At 61.8% G+C, this 21183-nt stretch carries 15 protein-coding genes and 3 rRNA genes; 11 read left to right on the top strand and 7 right to left on the bottom strand.

Annotated features, from left to right (window positions below; translation table 11 throughout):
- Positions 1 to 36 precede the first annotated feature (36 nt).
- A complete protein-coding gene (locus KPL76_RS08330) occupies positions 37 to 1359 on the top strand; it encodes an amidohydrolase family protein (protein ID WP_216332216.1) in 1323 nt (440 codons plus the stop codon).
- A 40-nt stretch (positions 1360 to 1399) separates the two neighbouring features.
- Here the strand turns inward: KPL76_RS08330 and KPL76_RS08325 are convergent, their stop codons facing one another.
- Positions 1400 to 2359 (bottom strand): PDR/VanB family oxidoreductase, encoded by a 960-nt coding sequence (locus KPL76_RS08325; protein WP_216332214.1) that lies wholly within the window; start codon positions 2357 to 2359, stop codon positions 1400 to 1402.
- The gene (locus KPL76_RS08320) at positions 2356 to 3057 is read right to left on the bottom strand and encodes a helix-turn-helix domain-containing protein (protein ID WP_253201957.1); all 702 of its coding nucleotides are present in this window, start codon (positions 3055 to 3057) and stop codon (positions 2356 to 2358) included. The genes KPL76_RS08325 and KPL76_RS08320 overlap by 4 nt, the downstream gene beginning before the upstream one ends.
- 274 nt (positions 3058 to 3331) lie before the next feature.
- On the opposite strand from KPL76_RS08320, the gene KPL76_RS08315 reads away from it, so the two are divergent.
- The 8 genes from KPL76_RS08315 (at position 3332) to KPL76_RS08280 (ending at position 11176) form a co-directional block, all read left to right on the top strand.
- Positions 3332 to 4600 carry an amidohydrolase family protein gene (locus KPL76_RS08315; RefSeq protein WP_216332212.1) on the top strand — a complete coding sequence of 423 codons (1269 nt, stop codon included), beginning with the start codon at positions 3332 to 3334 and terminating at the stop codon, positions 4598 to 4600.
- A 7-nt stretch (positions 4601 to 4607) separates the two neighbouring features.
- Positions 4608 to 5393 carry an ABC transporter ATP-binding protein gene (locus KPL76_RS08310; protein WP_216332209.1) on the top strand — a complete coding sequence of 262 codons (786 nt, stop codon included), beginning with the start codon at positions 4608 to 4610 and terminating at the stop codon, positions 5391 to 5393.
- Positions 5390 to 6277, top strand: a complete 888-nt coding sequence (locus KPL76_RS08305; RefSeq protein ID WP_216332207.1) for an ABC transporter permease — start codon at positions 5390 to 5392, stop codon at positions 6275 to 6277. The genes KPL76_RS08310 and KPL76_RS08305 overlap by 4 nt, the downstream gene beginning before the upstream one ends.
- Before the next feature lie 132 nt (positions 6278 to 6409).
- A complete protein-coding gene (locus tag KPL76_RS08300) occupies positions 6410 to 7579 on the top strand; it encodes an ABC transporter substrate-binding protein (RefSeq protein WP_216332206.1) in 1170 nt (389 codons plus the stop codon).
- Between the two features lie 5 nt (positions 7580 to 7584).
- Entirely contained in the window at positions 7585 to 8346 is a 762-nt protein-coding gene (locus tag KPL76_RS08295) for an SDR family NAD(P)-dependent oxidoreductase (RefSeq protein ID WP_216332198.1), read from the top strand.
- 53 nt (positions 8347 to 8399) lie between these two features.
- On the top strand, positions 8400 to 9203 hold the full coding sequence (locus tag KPL76_RS08290) for a creatininase family protein (RefSeq protein ID WP_216332196.1): 804 nt from the start codon (positions 8400 to 8402) through the stop codon (positions 9201 to 9203).
- A 39-nt stretch (positions 9204 to 9242) separates the two neighbouring features.
- Positions 9243 to 10583, top strand: a complete 1341-nt coding sequence (locus KPL76_RS08285; protein ID WP_216332194.1) for an FAD-binding oxidoreductase — start codon at positions 9243 to 9245, stop codon at positions 10581 to 10583.
- Positions 10583 to 11176, top strand: coding sequence for a pyridoxamine 5'-phosphate oxidase family protein (locus KPL76_RS08280; RefSeq protein WP_216332186.1), 594 nt, complete (start codon positions 10583 to 10585; stop codon positions 11174 to 11176). Before KPL76_RS08285 ends, KPL76_RS08280 begins: the two co-directional genes overlap by 1 nt.
- 5 nt (positions 11177 to 11181) lie before the next feature.
- Here the strand turns inward: KPL76_RS08280 and KPL76_RS08275 are convergent, their stop codons facing one another.
- Positions 11182 to 12309 carry a methylenetetrahydrofolate reductase C-terminal domain-containing protein gene (locus KPL76_RS08275; protein WP_216332184.1) on the bottom strand — a complete coding sequence of 376 codons (1128 nt, stop codon included), beginning with the start codon at positions 12307 to 12309 and terminating at the stop codon, positions 11182 to 11184.
- A 190-nt stretch (positions 12310 to 12499) separates the two neighbouring features.
- Here KPL76_RS08275 and allB point away from each other — a divergent pair, with 190 nt between their 5' ends.
- A complete protein-coding gene (gene allB / locus KPL76_RS08270) occupies positions 12500 to 13855 on the top strand; it encodes an allantoinase AllB (protein WP_216332182.1) in 1356 nt (451 codons plus the stop codon).
- Positions 13856 to 13910: 55 nt separating this feature from the next.
- Positions 13911 to 14816, top strand: coding sequence for a factor-independent urate hydroxylase (gene pucL / locus KPL76_RS08265; RefSeq protein WP_305803662.1), 906 nt, complete (start codon positions 13911 to 13913; stop codon positions 14814 to 14816).
- A gap of 13 nt (positions 14817 to 14829) precedes the next feature.
- Here the strand turns inward: pucL and KPL76_RS08260 are convergent, their stop codons facing one another.
- From KPL76_RS08260 to KPL76_RS08245, 4 genes are all read right to left on the bottom strand, one after another.
- Positions 14830 to 15336, bottom strand: a complete 507-nt coding sequence (locus tag KPL76_RS08260; protein WP_216332180.1) for a hypothetical protein — start codon at positions 15334 to 15336, stop codon at positions 14830 to 14832.
- A 91-nt stretch (positions 15337 to 15427) separates the two neighbouring features.
- A 5S ribosomal RNA gene (gene rrf / locus KPL76_RS08255) occupies positions 15428 to 15544 on the bottom strand.
- A 192-nt stretch (positions 15545 to 15736) separates the two neighbouring features.
- Positions 15737 to 18857, bottom strand: a 23S ribosomal RNA gene (locus KPL76_RS08250).
- A 494-nt stretch (positions 18858 to 19351) separates the two neighbouring features.
- A 16S ribosomal RNA gene (locus KPL76_RS08245) occupies positions 19352 to 20876 on the bottom strand.
- The 16S, 23S and 5S rRNA genes sit together here, the layout of an rRNA operon.
- Between the last annotated feature and the right edge of the window lie 307 nt (positions 20877 to 21183).

Below are 21183 nucleotides of genomic sequence, written 5' to 3'. Positions count from 1 at the left end.
CATGAGCCTGACACAAAAGAATGTTAGAACTCATTCATGCTCACGATCCACGGCGCCGTCTCCACGTTCATCGATGAAACCACAGAAATGGCAGATGACCTGTACTTCGAGGATGGGGTGGTCGTCGATGCACCCGGCGCAGGTGCGCCAGCCACATCGGTACTCGAGCGACTGGATGCCACGGGTTGCGTCGTCACGCCCGGTCTGGTCAATGCCCACCATCACCTGCTGCAGACGGCCTTCCGCACCCTCCACGGAACCCGGGGGGTACCGATGGCGACATGGTTGCCGACGATGGCCGCATCATATGCTGCCGTCGGCATCGACCCGGAGTTGGCCCACGCCGCCGCCATGGCCGGGGTCGCCGAAGGCTTGCTCAGCGGGGTCACGACCGTTGCCGACCACCACCTGACCTGGCCGTCAGGCTGCGATTCTGTCGGCATTGCCCGGGCCACGGCGAGCGCGGCGGCAGAACTCGGTGGCCGACTGGTCTTTGTGCGCGGCTCCGCCAGGGACGACCCGGAGGAGGCAGCGGCCTCGGCCGAAGCCATCATCTCTGCGTTGGTTCCGGGTGCCGTCGGCGGCATCGGCTCGGGCGGAATGCTGCAGCTCGCGATCGGCCCCGCGGGGGTGCACAGCGACAGCCCGGAGACGTTCCGGCTGTTCGGTGAACTCGCCGAACGCTTCGGACTCCGCCGGCGCACGCAGGCCAATGAGCAGGTCGACGTGGTCATCGCACTCGAGAAGTACGGCCGCCGGCCGCTCGACCTTCTCGAGGAGTGGGGCTGGCTCGCACCTGACGTCACGCTCGCTCACCTCTGCGCCGTCACTACCGAGGAGATCGTGCGCCTGGCCGCGAGCGGTGTGACGGCCACCCATGCGCCGGGTTGCGACCTGCCGATGGGCTGGGGCATCGCTCCCGTCGCCGCCCTGCGGGAGGCGGGCATCGCCGTGGGGCTCGGAACAAGCGGCGGCGGCAGCAACGACGCAGGCCATCTCTTGGCCGATGCGCGCCTGGCTATGCAGGTGGCACCACTCGTGGGCCCACCGCTGGCCGCGCGCGAGGTGATCGGCATGGCGACCAAGGGCTCCGCGCTGGGTCTCGGCCGCCCGGAGCTCGGCTCACTCGCCGTCGGCGACGCGGCCGACGCCTGCGTCTGGGATGTCTCAGGTGTCTCAGATGCCGCCGTTGCCGACCCGATCGCCGGGTTGCTGTGGGCCTCGCCCGGTCGACGCCCGAAACACGTCGTCGTGGCTGGTCGGGTCGTCGTTCGCGACTACCGCCTGGTCGCCCACGATGAACGCGCCATCGCGCTCACCCTCGAAGACCTCCTGGCTTCCCGCCGTCACGATGCCTGAGTAGGCCGAAGGCCGTATCGAAGCCTCAACCAGCGTTCGGCTACAGCTCGAGTACCAGCCGCGGGCACGCCGCGCGCGACACGCAGATCATCATCACTTCATTGTCGGCCTGCTCTTCGGGGGTGAGCACCGAATCGCGGTGATCGACCTCGCCGGAGACGACCGGCGTCTCACAGGTTCCGCAGGTCCCCTCGCGGCACGAGGAGAGAACCAGCACCCCCGCCTCCTCCACCACCTCGAGGATCGTCTTCTCCGGCGGCACGGTCAGTGTCAGTCCAGAGAGCTCAAGCTCCACCTCGAATGACTCTTCGCGCACGGGAGCACCCACATCGCGCGCCTCGAACCGCTCCACCCTGAGCCGGCCAGAGGGCCAGTCGTGCGCAAGCTCGAGCGCAGCATCCAGCAGCCTCGTCGGCCCGCAGCAGTACACCATGGTCGAATCGTCGACATCTTCGAAGAGCGCGTCGAGCGCGAGCCGTTCGCCCACGTCGCTCGCGTAGATGTCAACACGCTCCGGATGCCCGGCCCGCAGCTCGCGAGCGAACGCCATTGCTCCTTCTGACCGGCCGGCGTAGGCGAGCGTCCAGTCGGCTCCAGCGGCATCTGCAGCCCGGATCATCGGCAGCAATGGCGTTATTCCGATGCCCCCCGCGACGAAGACATATCGCTCGGACTCGTCGAAGACGAAGTGGTTGAGTGGGCCGCGGACCCTGAGTGTGTGGCCTGCAGAAAGAGCCGTGTGCACATACTCCGAGCCGCCCCTGCCCGCAGATTCGCGCAGCACGGCGATCTGCCACCTGTTCGTGTCTGCTGGGTCTGAGCAGAGCGAATACTGTCGCTCGACGCCGGCAGAGAGCACAAGATCGATGTGGGCTCCCGGCGTCCAGGCCGGAAAGGCCGCGCCATCCGCGCGCTCGAGGGTGACCAGCAGCACGTCGGAGGCGACCACGGCCAGCTCCGTTACTGTTGCATCGAATTCCTCGAGAACATGCACGGTCATCGTGCACCCGCCGGGAGCACGGAGGGCAGAACCGCCGCCACCGGCACATCGTTGGTCTCGCTGAAGTGCGCTGCAGTCGACTCTGTGCTCCACACCGTTGTGCGTGCGGGGGAAATCGTATCTGCGGGTACGAATCGCTGTTTGACGATGAACAGCCGGTACGGCTGCCCGTCGCCTGAACGCCAGCGGTGCGAGGTGCCCCCGGTGTAGTAGAGCGAATCGCCCGCCCGGAGCTCGTGAATGCCGGTTTCACCCAGGTCGACGAGGATGGTGCCGTCGACGACAGTCACGAATTCGTCTTCGGCGTGACGGTAGTAGTCGCCGAACGAAGCGTTTGCCCCGCGGAACTCCATCGGCTGGAACTTCGCCGTACCGTCGACGAGAAGGCGCCCCTCCCCTTCGGCGTAGGGCCCGGTTGTGCCCTCGGTCGAGCGAATGACGATGGCACCGCAGCGGTCGGGGTGAACACCTGCGTCAGCCTGTACCTCGCGAATGCGCGACACGTCAGCAGCGCCGGCCAGAAGGTCGAGTTGGCTCGTCTCGAGCGCCCGCGCGATCCGTTCCAGCGACGACATGCTCGGTCGGGCGTGGCCGCGCTCGAGCTGGCTGAGGAACGGATGCGACAGGTCAGAGAGTTTGGCGAGTTCCACGAGGGTCAGCCCCCGCGACAGGCGTGCTGCGCGGATGGTGACACCCAACTGCAGCGTCTGCAGATCGAGTGCTTCGGTGATGGCTGGAATGACGGACCTCCTTTTGACGCCTCACGTCAGACAGTAATCGCCAAACCCACTGATGCCACAATCGGCGCCGCCCCTTCTTAACACGAGGAAATCTGCGCGTTACGTGTTCGAAACGCGCCGCTCGTAGATTCGCTCATGTTGAACACATCAACATCAGCCCTGATCACCCCAGCGTCGAGATGATCTTCACATCGGTTGCCACGCGGCCGATTCCCAGAGGAGAACACGAACCGTGAGCATCCTGCCTCGACCTCTGAACCTGCTGCACAACGCCACGTTGCCAAGTGGCGAGCTGTGCGACATTCACATCGACGGTGGCTACGTGACCGCAGTCACCGCGCCAGATCACTCGGCATTCACCGCCGCCGACACTGACGCGGCACTCGACCTGACCGGCTTCATCGTGCTCACCGCCCCCGCTGAGCCGCACGCGCACCTCGACAAGGCGCTCTCGTTCGATCTCATCGACCCGCCGATGGGCGACCTGGTCTCGGCGATCCTGGCCTGGCGTGAGTATGCCGCCACGATGACGACCGAGAGCATCGCCGACCGCGCCCGTGAGGCCGCCCTTCTCATGCTGCGCCAGGGAACCACAGCCATCCGCAGCCACGTCGACATCCTGCTCGGCGACGACCCCCTCCGGGGTGTCCGTGCCCTGGTGCAGGTCCGCGAAGAACTCCGCGGCCTCGTCGACATCGAACTCGTCGCCCTTGCCAGTTCAGAGGCGCCCGACGCCGACATCGAAGCGGCCATCGCCCTCGGGGTCGACCTCGTCGGCGGCGCACCCCATCTTTCTCCCGACCCGAGTGCCGACCTGCAGCGACTGCTGCGCCTGGCCGAACGGATGCACGTGGGGGTCGACATCCACACCGACGAGGGTCTGGACGGCCCTCTCACCCTCGGTGAGCTTTCGGCGAGCGTCAGGCACTGGCCTGCAGACCGAAATCGCAGCGCGGGCCACTGTGTACGACTCGGAACCCTCGACGCGGCTCCCCTTGCCGAAGTGCTCGATGAAGTCCAGGCGAGCGACGTCGGCATCATCAGCCTGCCGATCACGAATCTCTACCTCCAGGGGTGGGAGCATCCGGTGTCGACTCCCCGTGGCCTCACCGCTGTGCGCGCGATTCTCGACAGGGGCATCCGTTTCGGAGCCGGTGCCGACAATGTGCGCGATCCTTTCAACCCCGTGGGCCGCAGTGACGCACTCGAGACGGCATCGCTTCTCGTCACAGCCGCACACCTCACACTCGACGAAGCGTACGTAGCCGTCAGTGACGGAGCCCGCTCAGTGATGGGCTTGGAGGCAGCCGGCGTCGGCGTCGGTTTCGCGGCCGAGCTTCTCGCCGTACGGGGCGTCTCGCTATCCGATGTCATCGCCAACGCCTCGGCAGACCGTTTTGTGATCCACGCCGGCAACCTCGTTGCCCAGAGTGCCGTGACATATTCCGTCGCAGCACCCCTCCACCACCTGCACGAACCGTCTCTAGTCGAATCGAAGTGATGCTGGCATGACTGTCACAGCACCCGCACCAACCGGCACCGGTACTTCCGAGAATGACGTCCTGCTGGACTTCACCAACGTCGAGATGACCTTTCCCGACGGCACCATCGCCCTGCAGGGCGTCGACCTCGTCGTCAAACGCGGGGAGTTCGTCACCGTCGTCGGCCCTTCGGGGTGCGGCAAGAGCACCCTGCTGCGGATCGCATCCGGCCTGGAGACCGCCTCTAACGGGGTCACCACAGTGGGAACCGACCGCATCGGGTATGTGTTCCAGGATGCGACGCTCCTTCCCTGGCGCACTGTGACGGCCAACGTCGAGCTGCTCGCCGAACTGCACGGAGAAAGCAAGGCGGCACGAGCCGAGAAGGCGAAAGAAGCGATCGACCTGGTCGGCCTCAGCGGGTTCGAGAAACACCTGCCCAAGGCACTATCCGGTGGCATGAAGATGCGCGCATCTCTCGCGCGCTCCTTGACGCTGGATCCCGAGCTCTTTTTGTTCGATGAGCCGTTCGGCGCACTCGATGAGATCACCCGCGAGCGCCTCAACGACGAACTGATCGGGCTGTTCAACGCCAAGCAGTTCGCCGGGCTGTTCATCACGCACTCCGTCTCAGAGGCGGTCTACATGTCAACCAAGGTCGTCGTGATGTCAGGTCGCCCAGGAAGGATCGTCCAGACCTTCGATGTGCCCTTCCCGCCCTCGCGAGACCCAGAGATACGCTTCACCGCCGAGTTCGCCTCCCTGGTGGGAGAGGTCTCCCACGCACTCCGGAAGGGGCACGAGAACTCATGACCACAATCTCGAACGAAACGACAGTGGGTGACGGCATCGACAACGTTGAAGGCCACCCCACCCCTGAGCTCCCGGCGACCCTGTCGACCACATCGTCGAAGAAGCAGAAACGTGGTGTATCCCGCTGGCTGCCACCGCTCCTGGTGTTCCTCGGCATCGTTGTCATCTGGTACCTGATCAGCCTGTTCGTACTCGACTCGCATCTTCGATTCTTGCTGCCACTGCCGCAGGACATTCTCTTCAAGGGATTCCTTGACCCGCTTTCGTTCACTGCACTCTGGGTCGCCCTGTACCAGACGGTGATCGTCTCGATGCTGGGTCTCGCGATCGCCATCGTCATCGGTATTGTCTGGGCGATCGCTATGTCTCAGGCGAAATGGGTGGAACGCTCCCTGTTTCCCTATGCGGTGATTCTGCAATGCATCCCGATCCTGGCTCTCGTGCCACTGATCGGCTTCTGGTTCGGTTACGAGTTCCCTTCGCGTGTTCTCGTCTGCGTGATGATCGCCCTCTTCCCCATGGTCAACAACACGCTGTTCGGTCTGCAATCCGTCGACAAGGGTCACAAGGAGCTCTTCAAGCTGCAAGGCGCCAGTCGCTGGACCACGCTCGGCAAACTCTCGCTGCCCGCCGCGCTTCCGGCCATCTTCGCCGGGATGCGCATCTCCGCAGGGCTCGCGGTGGTTGGCGCCATCGTCGGTGACCAGTTCTTCCGCCGGGGTACGCCAGGCCTCGGAATCCTGATCAGCAACTACAGCTCGCGCCTCCAAGGCGAACAGCTATTCGCATCGATCATCACCGCAGCGCTCTTCGGCGTACTCGTCTTCTGGCTCTTCGGCCTGCTCGGCCGCCGCGCCGTCGGTAAGTGGTACGACTTCACCTAGGCCCAGCCGCCCCACCCCCCACAGATGTTCCACAGCACCACCCGAAATGCACCACAGCAACAGGCAGTTCAGCACCACAGCACCGAGAGACACCCAGCACTGCACCCTGCACGCATCCGAAAAGGAGAAGTAATGCGCAAGAACACCAAGAGAGTCGCTTTCGCCAGCGGTCTCGCCGTACTGAGCATCGTGGCACTCGCCGCCTGTAGCTCAGGCTCGACCACGAGCACCCCCGCAGCATCCGCCGGCGCCGGCGGAATCGACCTGGCCGCCGCAGGCTGCCCGGCGACCGTCGTCATCCAGACCGACTGGAACCCTGAAGCAGAACACGGTCACCTGTACCAGCTGCTCGGCCCGAACCCGGTCATCGATGCGAACAAGAAGTCGGTCTCCGGCCCGTTGTACGCCAACGGCGCAGCGACCGGCGTCAACGTCGAGATCCGTTCGGGCGGCCCGGCCATCGGCTTCCAGACCGTCACCAGCCAGATGTATGCCGACAGTTCCATCACCCTCGGCTATGTCACAACCGACGAGGCCGTGCAGCTCTCAGCAGACCAGCCGACCACCGCCGTCTTCGCTCCCCTCGACAAGACGCCGCTGATGATCATGTGGGACCCGGCAACCTACCCGAACGTGAAGACGATCGCCGACCTGGGTAAGACCGGAGCCATCGTTCGCTACTTCGGCGGATCGGCCTACATGGAGTACCTGACCAGCGCGGGCATCCTGAGCAAGTCGCAGGTTGACGGCGGTTACGACGGCACGCCCGCGAGCTTCGTGGCTGACCAGGGCAAGGCTGGCCAGCAGGGCTTCGCGAGCGCCGAACCGTACCAGTACCAGTACGAGGTGCCGGCCTGGGGCAAAGCGGTCAACTACCAGACCCTGAACGACGCGGGCTACCCCGTGTACGCGTCAGCCGTCTCGGTCAAGACCGCCGACGTCTCAAAGCTCTCGGGCTGCCTCACCAAGCTGGTTCCCGTACTGCAGCAGGCCGAGGTCGACTACTTCAAGGATCCGGCAGCCGTCAACAAGCTGATCCTCGACCTGGTCACCCAGTTCAACACCGGCTGGGTCTACTCGCAGGGCATGGCCGACTACTCGGTCAAGACCCAGGTCGACACCGGACTCGTCGGCAACGGCGACAACTCCACACTCGGCGACATGGACACAGCGCGGGTGCAGAAGATCATCGACCTCGACACCCCCATCTACGCCGCCGGTGGTAAAGCGGTCAAGACGGGTCTCACGGCCGCCGACATCTTCACCAACCAGTTCATCGACACCTCGATCGGCATGAAGTAACTCTCATGACCACCTCTGCACCGGTGACATCAGCACGGCTGAAGGGTCGTCGCATCGTTGTCACCGGTGCAGCCCGCGGCATCGGTGCCTCCATCGCCGCACGGTGTGCGGCTGAAGGAGCCGATGTCACGATCCTCGATCTCCTCGAAGACCCAGGGCTCGCCACCGCCGAAACCATCGGCGGCCGGTTCCACCGGGTCGACCTCGCCGACGAAGCCAGCACTCGCTCTGTTCTCACGCAGGCCATCGAAGAACTGGGCGGCATCGACGTGCTGGTCAACAACGCCGGCATCCTGCGCTTCTCCCCGCTGCTCGACATCACGGCCTCGGCCTGGGATGACATGTTTGCCATCAATACCCGCTCGATGCTGATCACCACGCAGGTCGCGGCCAGATGGATGATCGGCAGAGGCATCCCGGGCAAGATCATCAACATGGCCAGCATGGGGGGCAAGAGCGGCGGTGCCGGCCAGGCGCACTACGCGGCGTCGAAGGCTGCCGTCATCGCCCTGACCCGGGTGACGGCGCTCGAACTCGGTTCAGCGGGAATCACGGCCAACTGTATCTGCCCGGGCTACGTGCTCACCGAGATGGGGGCAGCGACGAGAACCGACGACGACATCGCCGAGTGGAGCAGCTACTCACCTCTCGGCCGCCTCGCCCAGCCCGACGATGTCGCCGGGGTCGCGGCCTTTCTCGCCACCAGTGACGCCGACTACCTCACCGGGCAGTCATTCAATGTCACCGGCGGAATGATCATGCACTGACCCTCCGTCTCCATCTCCACTCCTCCACACCAGCTCAACAAAGGATCCACACCATGTCCCGCAACCTCGTCGAACTCTCAAGTCTCGCCGCCGTCGAGGCGCTCCGGGGCGACTCGATCGTGGTTCTGCCGACCGGTGCCATCGAGCACCATGGGCCGCACCTGCCTCTCTTCACCGACTTTCTCGTCGCTGAGGAGTCCGCGAAGGCCGCCGTCGAACTCGCGGCGGCGAGCGGGGTCAACGCCTGGCTGCTGCCCGGCCTCGCCTACACGAAATCAGACGAACACCACTGGGCACCGGGAACGGTCTGGCTGAGCTGGGAAACCCTGATGGAGACGATCGTGGAGATCGGATCATCCATCGCCCAGACGCCCTGCACCAAGCTGGTCTTCTACAACGGTCACGGCGGCAACGTTGCCCTGTTGCAGGTCGCCTGCCGCGAGCTGCGTCGCCGGTTCGGGCTGCAGACCTTTCTGATCGGCGGCCAGATGCCGGCCAACGGAGGTGCTGCCTCCGGCGAGACCGAGTCGGGCCTCGGCATCCACGGCGGCCACGTCGAAACGAGTGTGGTGCTGCACCTGCGCCCCGAGCTCGTCGACATGAGTCTCGCGGTTCGGAGCGTGCCCGAACAGCTCCTGGACTACGAGTACGTCGGTTTCGGCAAGCCCGTGAGCTTCGGCTGGGTCAGCAACGACTTCGCCGCGAGCGGGGTCATCGGTGACCCGACCACTGCGAACGCGGAATTCGGCAAGGCGCATTTCGAGAACAACGTCACGAAGTCGGCCGCAGCACTTGCCGAGATCGCGACCTTCACCCCGGGCCCACGCACCAAACGCATCGGCTTCGCCGCCCACTGATACGCACGACCGAGAATCCACGAGAAAGTATTGCAGCCCATGACCAGCACAGCTCTCACACCCGATATCGACGCCCTGCAAGCCGAGCTCCGTGAACTCCTCGGCGACAAGGCCGTCACCGTCGAACTCCGCGCCCGCGAGAAGGCCTCGCTCGACGGCGCCTGGATGTCACCGATCCTCGCCGAACAGCTCCCCCTCGGCCTGGCCGACATCGTCGCCTTTCCCACGACCGCCGAGCAGATCGCGGCCGTCGTCGCCGCAGCCGCGCGTTACCACGTGCCGATCACGCCGCGCGGCAAGGGAACGGGCAACTACGGCCAGGGCATCCCGATGCAGGGCGGCCTGGTGCTCGACATGTCGAAGGCACGCGGCATCGTCGAGGTGGGCGACGGCTTCATCACGGTCGAGGCCGGCACGCCCATGGTCATGATCGAGCAGGCCGCGAACGCCGCCGGGCAGCAATTGCTGATGTACCCCTCCACTGCCCAGTCCACGATCGGCGGCTTTCTCTCCGGTGGTTCCGGTGGCACCGGATCGATCAAGCACGGCTCCAACCACACCGGCTTCGTCAAGGAGCTCGACGTGGTGCACGCGGTTCCGGATGCCCGGCTCATCCACGTCGTCGGCGCCGAAGCCGAACCCTATGTTCACACCTACGGCACACTCGGCATCATCGCCCGCGCAACCCTGGCGCTCGAGCCGCTGCAGAACTGGCGCGGACTCTATGCAAGCTTTGACACCTTCGCCGACGCGATCTCGGTGATCCGCGAGATCGGCCAGCTCGAGCCCACGCCGCGGCTCGTCTCCGCCGATCTCCCCACGCTGGCGAACGCCCTGCCAGACGACCCCGCCATTCCGAAAGACCGAGCCAGCCTCCGCGCCATTCTCGACGCCGAAACTGTCGAGGCGGCCTCTGCGCTGATCTTCAGCGCCGGGGGCCGAATCGAAGACGTTCGCGAAGGCCCGCAGGCCTCGATGAAGATCAGCATGCTCTCGTACAACCACCCGATCGAGTGGTTGCAGAAGAGTGACCCTGGCACCTACTTCCACATCGAGGTCGCCGGTGACGGCCTGGTAGAGCGCATCGACGAGGTCCACGCGGTCTACAACGGAGGCATGTTGCACATCGAGGCGCAGCACGGTCGCCCGATCGGCATGCTCGCCGGTATCTACGAGAGCCCGGAGCAGGTCTATGCCGGTTTCGCCGCCCTCGAGGCGCTGGGCGTCGGCTCGCACAACCCGCACCACTGGGAGGTCGACCACGAGGTCGAGCGAACCCGGCGCCTCTCTGCCGTGACCGACCCAGAGGGCCTGCTGAACCCGGGCAAACTCCCCATCGTCGGCACCGCCCCGGTTGCCGGTGCCGGAAAAGTCACCTGATGACGGTCTCACCCACGCTCGTTGCAGCGCCGTTCTTCGATGAGCTCGTGCATTGGCTCCCGGACAACAGCGAACCCGTTCGACCACTCGTGGCCCTGTCGACGATCACCGCCGACGGGTATCCCGACACTCGGCACGTGCTGCTGAGCGAATTCGATGAGATCGGCTTCTACTTCCACACTGATGCCCGTTCCCGCAAGATCGCCCAGCTCACCAGGCTGCCCCGCGCGGCCTTCACTGTGGCGTGGCCGGAGCTCGGTCGGCAGCTCGTCGTGCTCGGCGACACCGAACCCGCTCCTACCACTGAAGCCCAGCGGGCCTACGGGAACCGCTCGCCCTACCTCAAGACCCTGGCCTGGCTCAATTCGCCGGAGTTGGCCGCACTGCCCATCGACGAACGCATCGAGGCCTGGCGATCATTCGATGGCGAGCACGAATCCGACTCCCTTCTCCCACCTGCCACGTGGGCAGGCATTCTGCTGCGCCCCACGCGAGTGACGCTGTGGCACGCGCATCCTGGCACGGCAAGCCGGCGCCTGGAGTACACCCGTGAAGCAGAAGGCACATGGGCGTCGAACGTTCTTCCCGGCTGACGCTGTCAGCCGGCGCCATGAATGCGCAGCGAAACTCCGCTGGCGATGCGTGCCAGCGCTTCGGCGAAGAAGCTCTCGCGACCGTCTTCGGGCCCACCAGAGAGATTCACCCCGGAGACGCCGTCGAGAGTGAGCAGCTCGTTGCTCAGGTCGATCGCCGCGGCGATTCCCTCGGCGTAGACGTCGCGGGCCCCGAGAATTCGCTCGAGGTACCCGTCAGGCAGAACCAACGTCGTGAACGAGCGGAGCAGTTCGGCACTGCCACGATCGACAACCACCGGAACGCAGGCGATGTACGCCAGCCCCGGCAGTCTCGCTTCGCCGTGCTCACGCTCGACTTGACGCTCACGGACCTCGGCGATGAATCGAGCGACCGGCGCAGCGCCGCCGGCATGATTGACGAAGGCCAGCGCAGCACCGGCTCGCTGCTTCTCCACCAGGCGCTCCGCACGATGCGCCACCGGCGGGGTCGCGGGCGATTCACCCACCGAGACCAGGTGCCCGTACTCGGCGGCGAGCGACGCGACCCCCGTGGAGTCCAGGTCGAACACGGGCTTCGCGTCGGGCCTCGAGCCGGTCAGAGTGTGGTCTCCAGTCACGCAGTGCACCGCCGCAACGCCCACATCGGCCAGTCCGGCCAACTCGCCTTCGATCGCCACGCGGTTCCGGTCACGACAATTGAACCCTGCGATCACCCGAAGACCACGGCTCTGGATCAGCTGGGCCCGGTAGCTCGGCGAGAATTGCACCCGGTGCGCACCGGAATCGCCGGCCAGCGTGGCATCGGCCGAGCCGGCCAGGAGGTCGGCGCACTCGGCGAGCGAAACCCTGTCGACCGCCTTGGCCGGGAAGTCGGCCACGACGACCTGGCGGGAGCGGATCAGCTGGGCGAACTCGGCTCCCCCAGGCGAAACGGGGTCGGAAGGCACAGCCACCACCCCAGGCGAGCCGTCGCTCGCGGGCCGATCGACGAGCAGCACGGGCATGGGACCTCGCCAGGCCACCGTCTCCCGGTCCACGAAGACACAGCGATGCTCCGACACCTCGCAGGTGCCGTCGAATTCCACACCACCGCACGGCCCGTACGTCATGCTCTTCGGGCAGCTGAAGACGGCCTCCTGCACTCGTTCCATTTTCGTGATCCTTCGTGTGAAAGTCGTGGCCGATCTGCGTGCCATTCTGCACGGGTACCAGCGGCAATCACTCAGGGTAACGGCCGTCTGTGTCCGGCATATTTCCGACCTTCCCTCGGTGGCACCACCAAGAAAGTTAGGGTGAATGAACGAATGATGAACCAGATCTGCACGACCCACGGAGCCACGAATGACTGAAATCCACGACCTGGTCGTGCGGGCCGAGCACGCCTACGTCGACGGGCGCTTCCAGTCCGTCGCCCTGGCGGTGACCGCGGGAAAGATCGTCTCGATAACCGGCATCGATGCGCCGTTCGACGCAGCTACCGAAATCACTCTTCCTGACTCCCAGGTGCTGATCCCCGGAATCGTCGACACCCACGTGCACGTCAACGAGCCGGGTCGCACGGATTGGGAGGGCTTCGCCAGCGCGACCCGTGCCGCCGCCGCAGGAGGCGTCACGACGATTCTCGATATGCCTCTGAACAGCATCCCGCCCACGACGACACCGGATGCCCTGCAGCTCAAACGCGAAGCAGCCGGCCCCCAGGCCTCCGTCGACGTGGGGTTCTGGGGCGGCGCCATTCCCGACAGCCTCGGGCACCTCGAACCACTGCACCGCGCAGGGGTCTTCGGATTCAAAGCGTTCCTCTCCCCCTCCGGCGTCGACGAATTCCCGCACCTCAGCACCGAACAACTTCATGCGGCCCTGCACGAACTGGCTGGATTCGATGGCCTGCTGATCGTCCACGCCGAGGACCCCGGTGTTCTGGCAGAACACGAGAACGCCGGCGGCGTGGGTTACGAGGCGTTCGTGGCCAGTCGCCCGCAGGCCGCAGAGAAGACCGCGATCGACCATGTGATCGACGGGCTCCGTGCCACGGGCGCCCGCGCCCACATTCTGCACCTCTCTGCCGCGGGGGCGCTTCCCGCCATCCGCACAGCGAAAGCCGAGGGCCTCCGTCTCACGGTCGAGACCTGCCCGCACTACCTGAGCTTCGCCGCTGAGGGAATTCCCGATGCGGCGACGCAGTACAAGTGCTGCCCGCCGATCCGTGACGAACACAATCGGGAATTGCTCTGGGCGGCGTTGGTTGCGGGTGACATCGACCTCATCGCCTCTGACCACTCACCCAGCACCAAAGAACTCAAGTTCGCCCACGGTGGCGACTTCGCTCTGGCCTGGGGCGGGATCTCGGGCCTGCAGGTGAGCCTGCCTGCCGTGTGGACAGCGGCACGAGCCCAGGGAATCGGCCTCGACAGCGTCATCGAATGGATGGCCGTGGCCACATCGAGACTGGCCGGGCTTGCAACCAAGGGTTCGCTCTCTGTCGGAGCCGACGCCGACTTCGTCGCGTTCGCGCCAGAGGAGACGTTCACCGTGGTCGCACAGGAGCTGCAGCACAAGAACAAGCTCTCCGCCTTCGACGGCCGTGACCTCTTCGGCGTCGTGCACTCGACCTGGCTCGCCGGGGGCGCCGTTTTCTTGCGCGACTCCGACATCGAACACGGCCGCGTTCGTGGCACCCTCCTCACCCGAACCTGACCCCTCACCCGAACCTCATCGCTCCACCAAACCCTCGCAGACAGGAAGAAGCATCGTGGCAATAGTTCTCGGATCCAACCGTTACGGCAAAGCAGAGAATCGTGTCGTTCGCATCTATCGCGACACCGATCGACACGAGATCAGGGACATCAACGTCTCGAGTGCGCTGAGAGGCGAATTCGCCGACGCCTACCTCGTCGGCGACCAGTCAAAGATCCTGCCGACTGACACCCAGAAGCAGACGGCGTACTCGTTCTCGAAGGAGAGGGGTCTGACTTCGATCGAGACCTATGCGCTCGAGCTCGGCGCCCATTTCGTCGACACCGTCGAATACGTGCAGAGTGCGCGTATCGAAGTGGAGGAATTCGAGTGGCAGCGTGTCCTTGTCGATGGCACGGAGCACGATCACACCTGGGTCCGCAAAGGCCAGGAGACCCGCATTTCCGCTGTCACCGTCACCGGTTCTGGCGAGGCTCGCACCAACACGGTGATCGGAGGCTTCAAAGACCTGGTCATCCTGAAGTCGACCGGATCGGAGTTCACCGGCTTCCTCGAAGACGGATACACCCTCCTCGAGCCCACCACAGACCGGGTGATGGCCACCTCCCTCGTAGCGAAATGGCGCTTCACCTCGACCGATGTCGATTGGGAGGCGACGTACCTCGGAATCAAGAAGATCATCATCGAGAAGTTCGCCACGCTTCACTCACTCGCCCTGCAGCAGACGCTGTACGAAATGGGCAAGGCCGTACTCGAAACCTATGATTTCATCGCAGAGATCCGCTTCTCAGCACCGAACAAGCACCACTTTCTCTACAACCTCGCTCCGTTCGGCGTCGAGAACAACAACGAGGTCTTCAATGCGGATGATCGGCCCTACGGCCTCATCGAAGCCACCGTCATCCGTGACGATGTGCCCCCCGCCCCCGAGGCCTGGGACAGCTACACGGGACTGGTCTGACCCCAGACGCGCCTCAGTACTCAGCAGGCCAGGCAAACGGCGCGCTCGGGGCCGGCGTCGTTCCTCGCGGGGCCAGAACGAGATCGATGTCCAACTTGTTGGTCAACGCGATGGTTGCCGGGTCCCCTTCGAACGGGCGCTGGTTCACGAAGACGCTGAACGACTCGGTCGACGATTGACGGAAGTCTCCGACACCCTCTGAATCGAGCGGGACACCCCACTCGGCGAAGAACTCCCCCAGCTCGAATGTGCGCTGGGTGGGCGATTCGACGTGGAGGATGCCTGTGGTGTCGTGCGTGTGCAACGGCAATGTCACCTGTGTCTTCTCATTGATTCCCACATTTGCCGGTACTACCTGCGGCGCTCCATCAACGGTGATGGAGACGTGGGAATGGAGGTGCTCAGGCACGGGCGCCACGGCAGCGGCCAAGAAGAGGACACCTGCCGAGATCACGCCCAAGAGCACAAACACCGCCCACAGAGGAAGGGACCATCTCGGCTTCAGTTTCTCATCGCTCACCTGGTCACTTTAGGTGCCGGTTGTGGGGGTTGTCTGTTAACGAGAAGAGGCCCACCTGGTGGGGTGGGCCTCTGTCGTGTTTCTAAAGTGAGTCCGGCGGTGTCCTACTCTCCCACAAGGTCTCCCTTGCAGTACCATCGGCGCTGCGAGTCTTAGCTTCCGGGTTCGGAATGTTGCCGGGCGTTTCCCTCGCGCTATGGCCGCCGAAACATTAGGGACATCCTTACGGGTGTCTAAAAATGTTCGGAAGTGTTTAGCTTCGTTCATGTTTAGTTGTACCGAACCCTTGGGGGTTTGGTTGTGACCCGACCGTATGTCGGGAACCACAGAGTGGACGCGAGTGTTTTTGTTGCGCAAAGATTTTCAGCCACACCATGCCGTTGCTGGGGGTGTGGTGGTGGTGTTGAAGTTATCGGCTTATTAGTACAGGTCAGCTCCACACCTCTTTCGTCGGTGCTTCCACATCCTGCCTATCAACCCAGTAGTCTCCTGGGAGCCTCTCACCATAAATGGTATGGAAATCTCATCTCGAAGCCGGCTTCCCGCTTAGATGCTTTCAGCGGTTATCCGTTCCGAACGTAGCTAATCAGCGGTGCACTTGGCAGTACAACTGACACACCAGAGGTTCGTCCATCCCGGTCCTCTCGTACTAGGGATAGCTCTTCTCAAATTTCCTGCGCGCGCAGAGGATAGGGACCGAACTGTCTCACGACGTTCTAAACCCAGCTCGCGTACCGCTTTAATGGGCGAACAGCCCAACCCTTGGGACCTACTCCAGCCCCAGGATGCGACGAGCCGACATCGAGGTGCCAAACCATGCCGTCGATATGGACTCTTGGGCAAGATCAGCCTGTTATCCCCGAGGTACCTTTTATCCGTTGAGCGACAGCGCTTCCACAAGCCACTGCCGGATCACTAGTCCCGACTTTCGTCCCTGCTCGACTTGTCAGTCTCACAGTCAAGCTCCCTTGTGCACTTACACTCGCCACCTGATTGCCAACCAGGTTGAGGGAACCTTTGGGCGCCTCCGTTACTCTTTAGGAGGCAACCGCCCCAGTTAAACTACCCACCATGCACTGTCCCAGAACCGGATTACGGTTCGTAGTTAGATATCCAGAGTGACCAGAGTGGTATTTCAACAATGACTCCACCAGCACTAGCGTGCCCGCTTCACAGTCTCCCACCTATCCTACACAAGCCACACCGAACACCAATACAAAGCTATAGTAAAGGTCACGGGGTCTTTCCGTCCTTCTGCGCGTAACGAGCATCTTTACTCGTAGTGCAATTTCGCCGAGTTCGCGGTTGAGACAGCTGGGAAGTCGTTACGCCATTCGTGCAGGTCGGAACTTACCCGACAAGGAATTTCGCTACCTTAGGATGGTTATAGTTACCACCGCCGTTTACTGGGGCTTAAATTCTGGGCTTCGCCTTGCGGCTAACTCTTCCTCTTAACCTTCCAGCACCGGGCAGGCGTCAGTCCGTATACATCGTCTTGCGACTTGGCACGGACCTGTGTTTTTAGTAAACAGTCGCTTCCCACTGGTCTCTGCGGCCATACATCGCTCCAGGAGTAAATCCCTTCACGACTCCGGCCCCCCTTCTCCCGAAGTTACGGGGGCATTTTGCCGAGTTCCTTAACCACGATTCTCTCGATCTCCTTAGTATTCTCTACCTGATCACCTGAGTCGGTTTGGGGTACGGGCACATGGAACCTCGCGCCGATGCTTTTCTTGGCAGCAGACGATCACTGATTTCCCCAATGAAGGGTACCCATCGAGTCTCAGCCTTATATGAGGGGCGGATTTGCCTACCCCTCGGCCTACATCCTTAGACCGGGACAACCATCGCCCGGCTCAGCTACGTTCCTGCGTCACACCTGTTAATACGCTAACCGCACCACATCGGGTCGCACGCTACGCCAGAACGCTTCACCCCGAAGGGATCCGTCTATCTGGTTTCAGATGCTTAGCATTAGCGGATTGGCTTGGACGGTTCTTCTGCGGTACGGGAATATCAACCCGTTGTCCATCGACTACGCCTGTCGGCCTCGCCTTAGGTCCCGACTTACCCAGGGCGGATTAGCCTGGCCCTGGAAACCTTGATCTTTCGGAGGACGGGTTTCTCACCCGTCTTTCGCTACTCATGCCTGCATTCTCACTCGTGTGGCCTCCACGGCTGGTTTACACCGCCGCTTCGCTGGCCACACGACGCTCTCCTACCCATCCATACGGCTGGACCACGAAGGCCTGCCAAAAATATAAATGCCACAACTTCGGTGGCGTGCTTGAGCCCCGTTACATTGTCGGCGCGGAATCACTTGACCAGTGAGCTATTACGCACTCTTTCAAGGGTGGCTGCTTCTAAGCCAACCTCCTGGTTGTCTATGCAACTCCACATCCTTTCCCACTTAGCACGCGCTTAGGGACCTTAGATGGTGGTCTGGGTTGTTTCCCTCTCGACGATGAAGCTTATCCCCCACCGTCTCACTGCTGCGCTCTCACTTACCGGCATTCGGAGTTTGGCTAACGTCAGTAACCTTTTAGGGCCCATCGGCTATCCAGTAGCTCTACCTCCGGCAAGAAACACGCAACGCTGCACCTAAATGCATTTCGGAGAGAACCAGCTATCACGAAGTTTGATTGGCCTTTCACCCCTATCCACAGCTCATCCCCTCCATTTTCAACTGAAGTGGGTTCGGTCCTCCACGACGTCTTACCGTCGCTTCAACCTGGCCATGGATAGATCACTTCGCTTCGGGTCTAGAACCAGCGACTCAAACGCTCTATTCGAACTCGCTTTCGCTACGCATTCCCCTCACGGGTTAAGCTCGCCACTGATCACTAACTCGCAGGCTCATTCTTCAAAAGGCACGCCGTCACACCAACAAAGGGCGCTCCGACGGCTTGTAAGCAAACGGTTTCAGGTACTATTTCACTCCCCTCCCGGGGTACTTTTCACCTTTCCCTCACGGTACTTGTTCACTATCGGTCATCTGGGAGTATTTAGGCTTATCAGGTGGTCCTGACAGATTCACGCGGGATTTCTCGGGCCCCGCGATACTTGGGATACTCTTCGGACCATAACCACATTTCGACTACAGGGCTGGCACCTGCTACGGCTGGGCTTTCAATCCCATTCGTCTATATGGCGCTGTAATCCTCGCAGTACGGCAGTAACTGCTGAAAAGTCCCACAACCCCGACCATGCAACGCCTGCCGGCTATCACACATGATCGGTTTAGCCTGTTCCGGTTTCGCTCGCCACTACTCACGGAATCACATGTTGTTTTCTCTTCCTGTGGGTACTGAGATGTTTCACTTCCCCACGTTCCCTCTACCCGCCCTATATATTCAGGCGGGAGTCACCAGGTCACCTCACGGGCCTGGCGGGGTTTCCCCATTCGGAGACCCTCGGATCACAGCTCTATTATCAGCTCCCCGAGGCTTATCGCAGATTTATACGTCCTTCTTCGGCTCCAGATGCCAAGGCATTCACCGTTTGCTCTTAAAAACTTCAACAAACAAAATTACACAACAAAGACCAATGTTAATCCCGAACCATAAAGGCCCGGGGAACATTGATTATCAGACAGTGCCCGCAACAATCACCGGCCACCCCAAAAGGCATCCGGTTCATATACGTGACACATCTGAAGATGCTCGCGTCCACTGTGTAGTTCTCAAAATACGGGCGGTACCCCAAACAACCCCAAGCCAAAAGCCAGGGCCGAAATAAGGTCCAAACAAGTTACAGCCAACCCTCCCACCACCCACAAACCATAAGGCCTGCGAACGACGAAAAAGCTGCCCGGTCCCTCAGGACCCAACAGCGTGCACAACACGGTCACACCCAACCCCCCGTTCCAAACCCGAAGGTCGTACTAACAGAATCCGATGCACTACGTGAATGTCAAATGTTCCACCCATGAGCGCCACCAACAGATAACTTCCGTTGAAATGACTGTCATCGTTTGTGTCCCTGTATACAGAGGACCGATGAACGTGCTCCTTAGAAAGGAGGTGATCCAGCCGCACCTTCCGGTACGGCTACCTTGTTACGACTTAGTCCTAATCACCGATCCCACCTTAGACAGCTCCCTCCCTTACGGGTTAGGCCACTGGCGTTGGGTGTTACCGACTTTCATGACTTGACGGGCGGTGTGTACAAGGCCCGGGAACGTATTCACCGCAGCGTTGCTGATCTGCGATTACTAGCGACTCCGACTTCATGAGGTCGAGTTGCAGACCTCAATCCGAACTGAGACCGGCTTTTTGGGATTCGCTCCACCTTACGGTATTGCAGCCCTTTGTACCGGCCATTGTAGCATGCGTGAAGCCCAAGACATAAGGGGCATGATGATTTGACGTCATCCCCACCTTCCTCCGAGTTGACCCCGGCAGTCTCCTATGAGTTCCCACCATAACGTGCTGGCAACATAGAACGAGGGTTGCGCTCGTTGCGGGACTTAACCCAACATCTCACGACACGAGCTGACGACAACCATGCACCACCTGTATACCGACCTTGCGGGGCCTACATTTCTGCAGGTTTCCGGTATATGTCAAGCCTTGGTAAGGTTCTTCGCGTTGCATCGAATTAATCCGCATGCTCCGCCGCTTGTGCGGGCCCCCGTCAATTCCTTTGAGTTTTAGCCTTGCGGCCGTACTCCCCAGGCGGGGAACTTAATGCGTTAGCTGCGACACAGAAACCGTGGAATGGCCCCTACATCTAGTTCCCAACGTTTACGGCATGGACTACCAGGGTATCTAATCCTGTTCGCTCCCCATGCTTTCGCTCCTCAGCGTCAGTTACGGCCCAGAGATCTGCCTTCGCCATCGGTGTTCCTCCTGATATCTGCGCATTCCACCGCTACACCAGGAATTCCAATCTCCCCTACCGCACTCTAGTCTGCCCGTACCCACTGCAGGCTGGAGGTTGAGCCTCCAGTTTTCACAGCAGACGCGACAAACCGCCTACGAGCTCTTTACGCCCAATAATTCCGGACAACGCTTGCACCCTACGTATTACCGCGGCTGCTGGCACGTAGTTAGCCGGTGCTTTTTCTGCAAGTACCGTCAAACCGAAGTTCTTCTTCCTTACTAAAAGAGGTTTACAACCCGAAGGCCGTCATCCCTCACGCGGCGTTGCTGCATCAGGCTTTCGCCCATTGTGCAATATTCCCCACTGCTGCCTCCCGTAGGAGTCTGGGCCGTGTCTCAGTCCCAGTGTGGCCGGTCACCCTCTCAGGCCGGCTACCCGTCGTAGGCTTGGTGAGCCATTACCTCACCAACAACCTGATAGGCCGCGAGTCCATCCTTGACCAAAATTCTTTCCACCAATAGACGATGCCGTCAAAGGTCGTATCCGGTATTAGACACCGTTTCCAGTGCTTATCCCAGAGTCAAGGGCAGGTTACTCACGTGTTACTCACCCGTTCGCCACTAATCACCAAAGCAAGCTCTGGATCATCGTTCGACTTGCATGTGTTAAGCACGCCGCCAGCGTTCGTCCTGAGCCAGGATCAAACTCTCCGTAAATGCTTACGCGCCAAACGCTCAACGGGAATCGAAGAACGAATGACAAGTTTGATGCTGACAGAACAAATCATTACTGACTTGCTTGTCCGCAAACCACTAAAAGTGATCTGCTAATTTCATTTCCCAAAGGAACCCGGACACCCAAAAGGTGCCACGGGGATTTGGCATTTGACAATGTGCACGCTGTTGAGTTCTCAAAGATCGGACGCTCCCAAACGCTTGACTCTCGTGGAGAGAAGCAGCTCGGGGCAACTTTACTATCTTATCACTCGCCGCGATCTTGTCAAATCGAAGTGTTCGAGGCAGT

Origin of the sequence: Subtercola sp. PAMC28395 (assembly GCF_018889995.1) — a bacterium.
Taxonomy (GTDB): domain Bacteria; phylum Actinomycetota; class Actinomycetes; order Actinomycetales; family Microbacteriaceae; genus Subtercola.
Note: the sequence above shows the minus strand (reverse complement) of the source record. Positions and strands in the feature narration are given on the sequence as shown.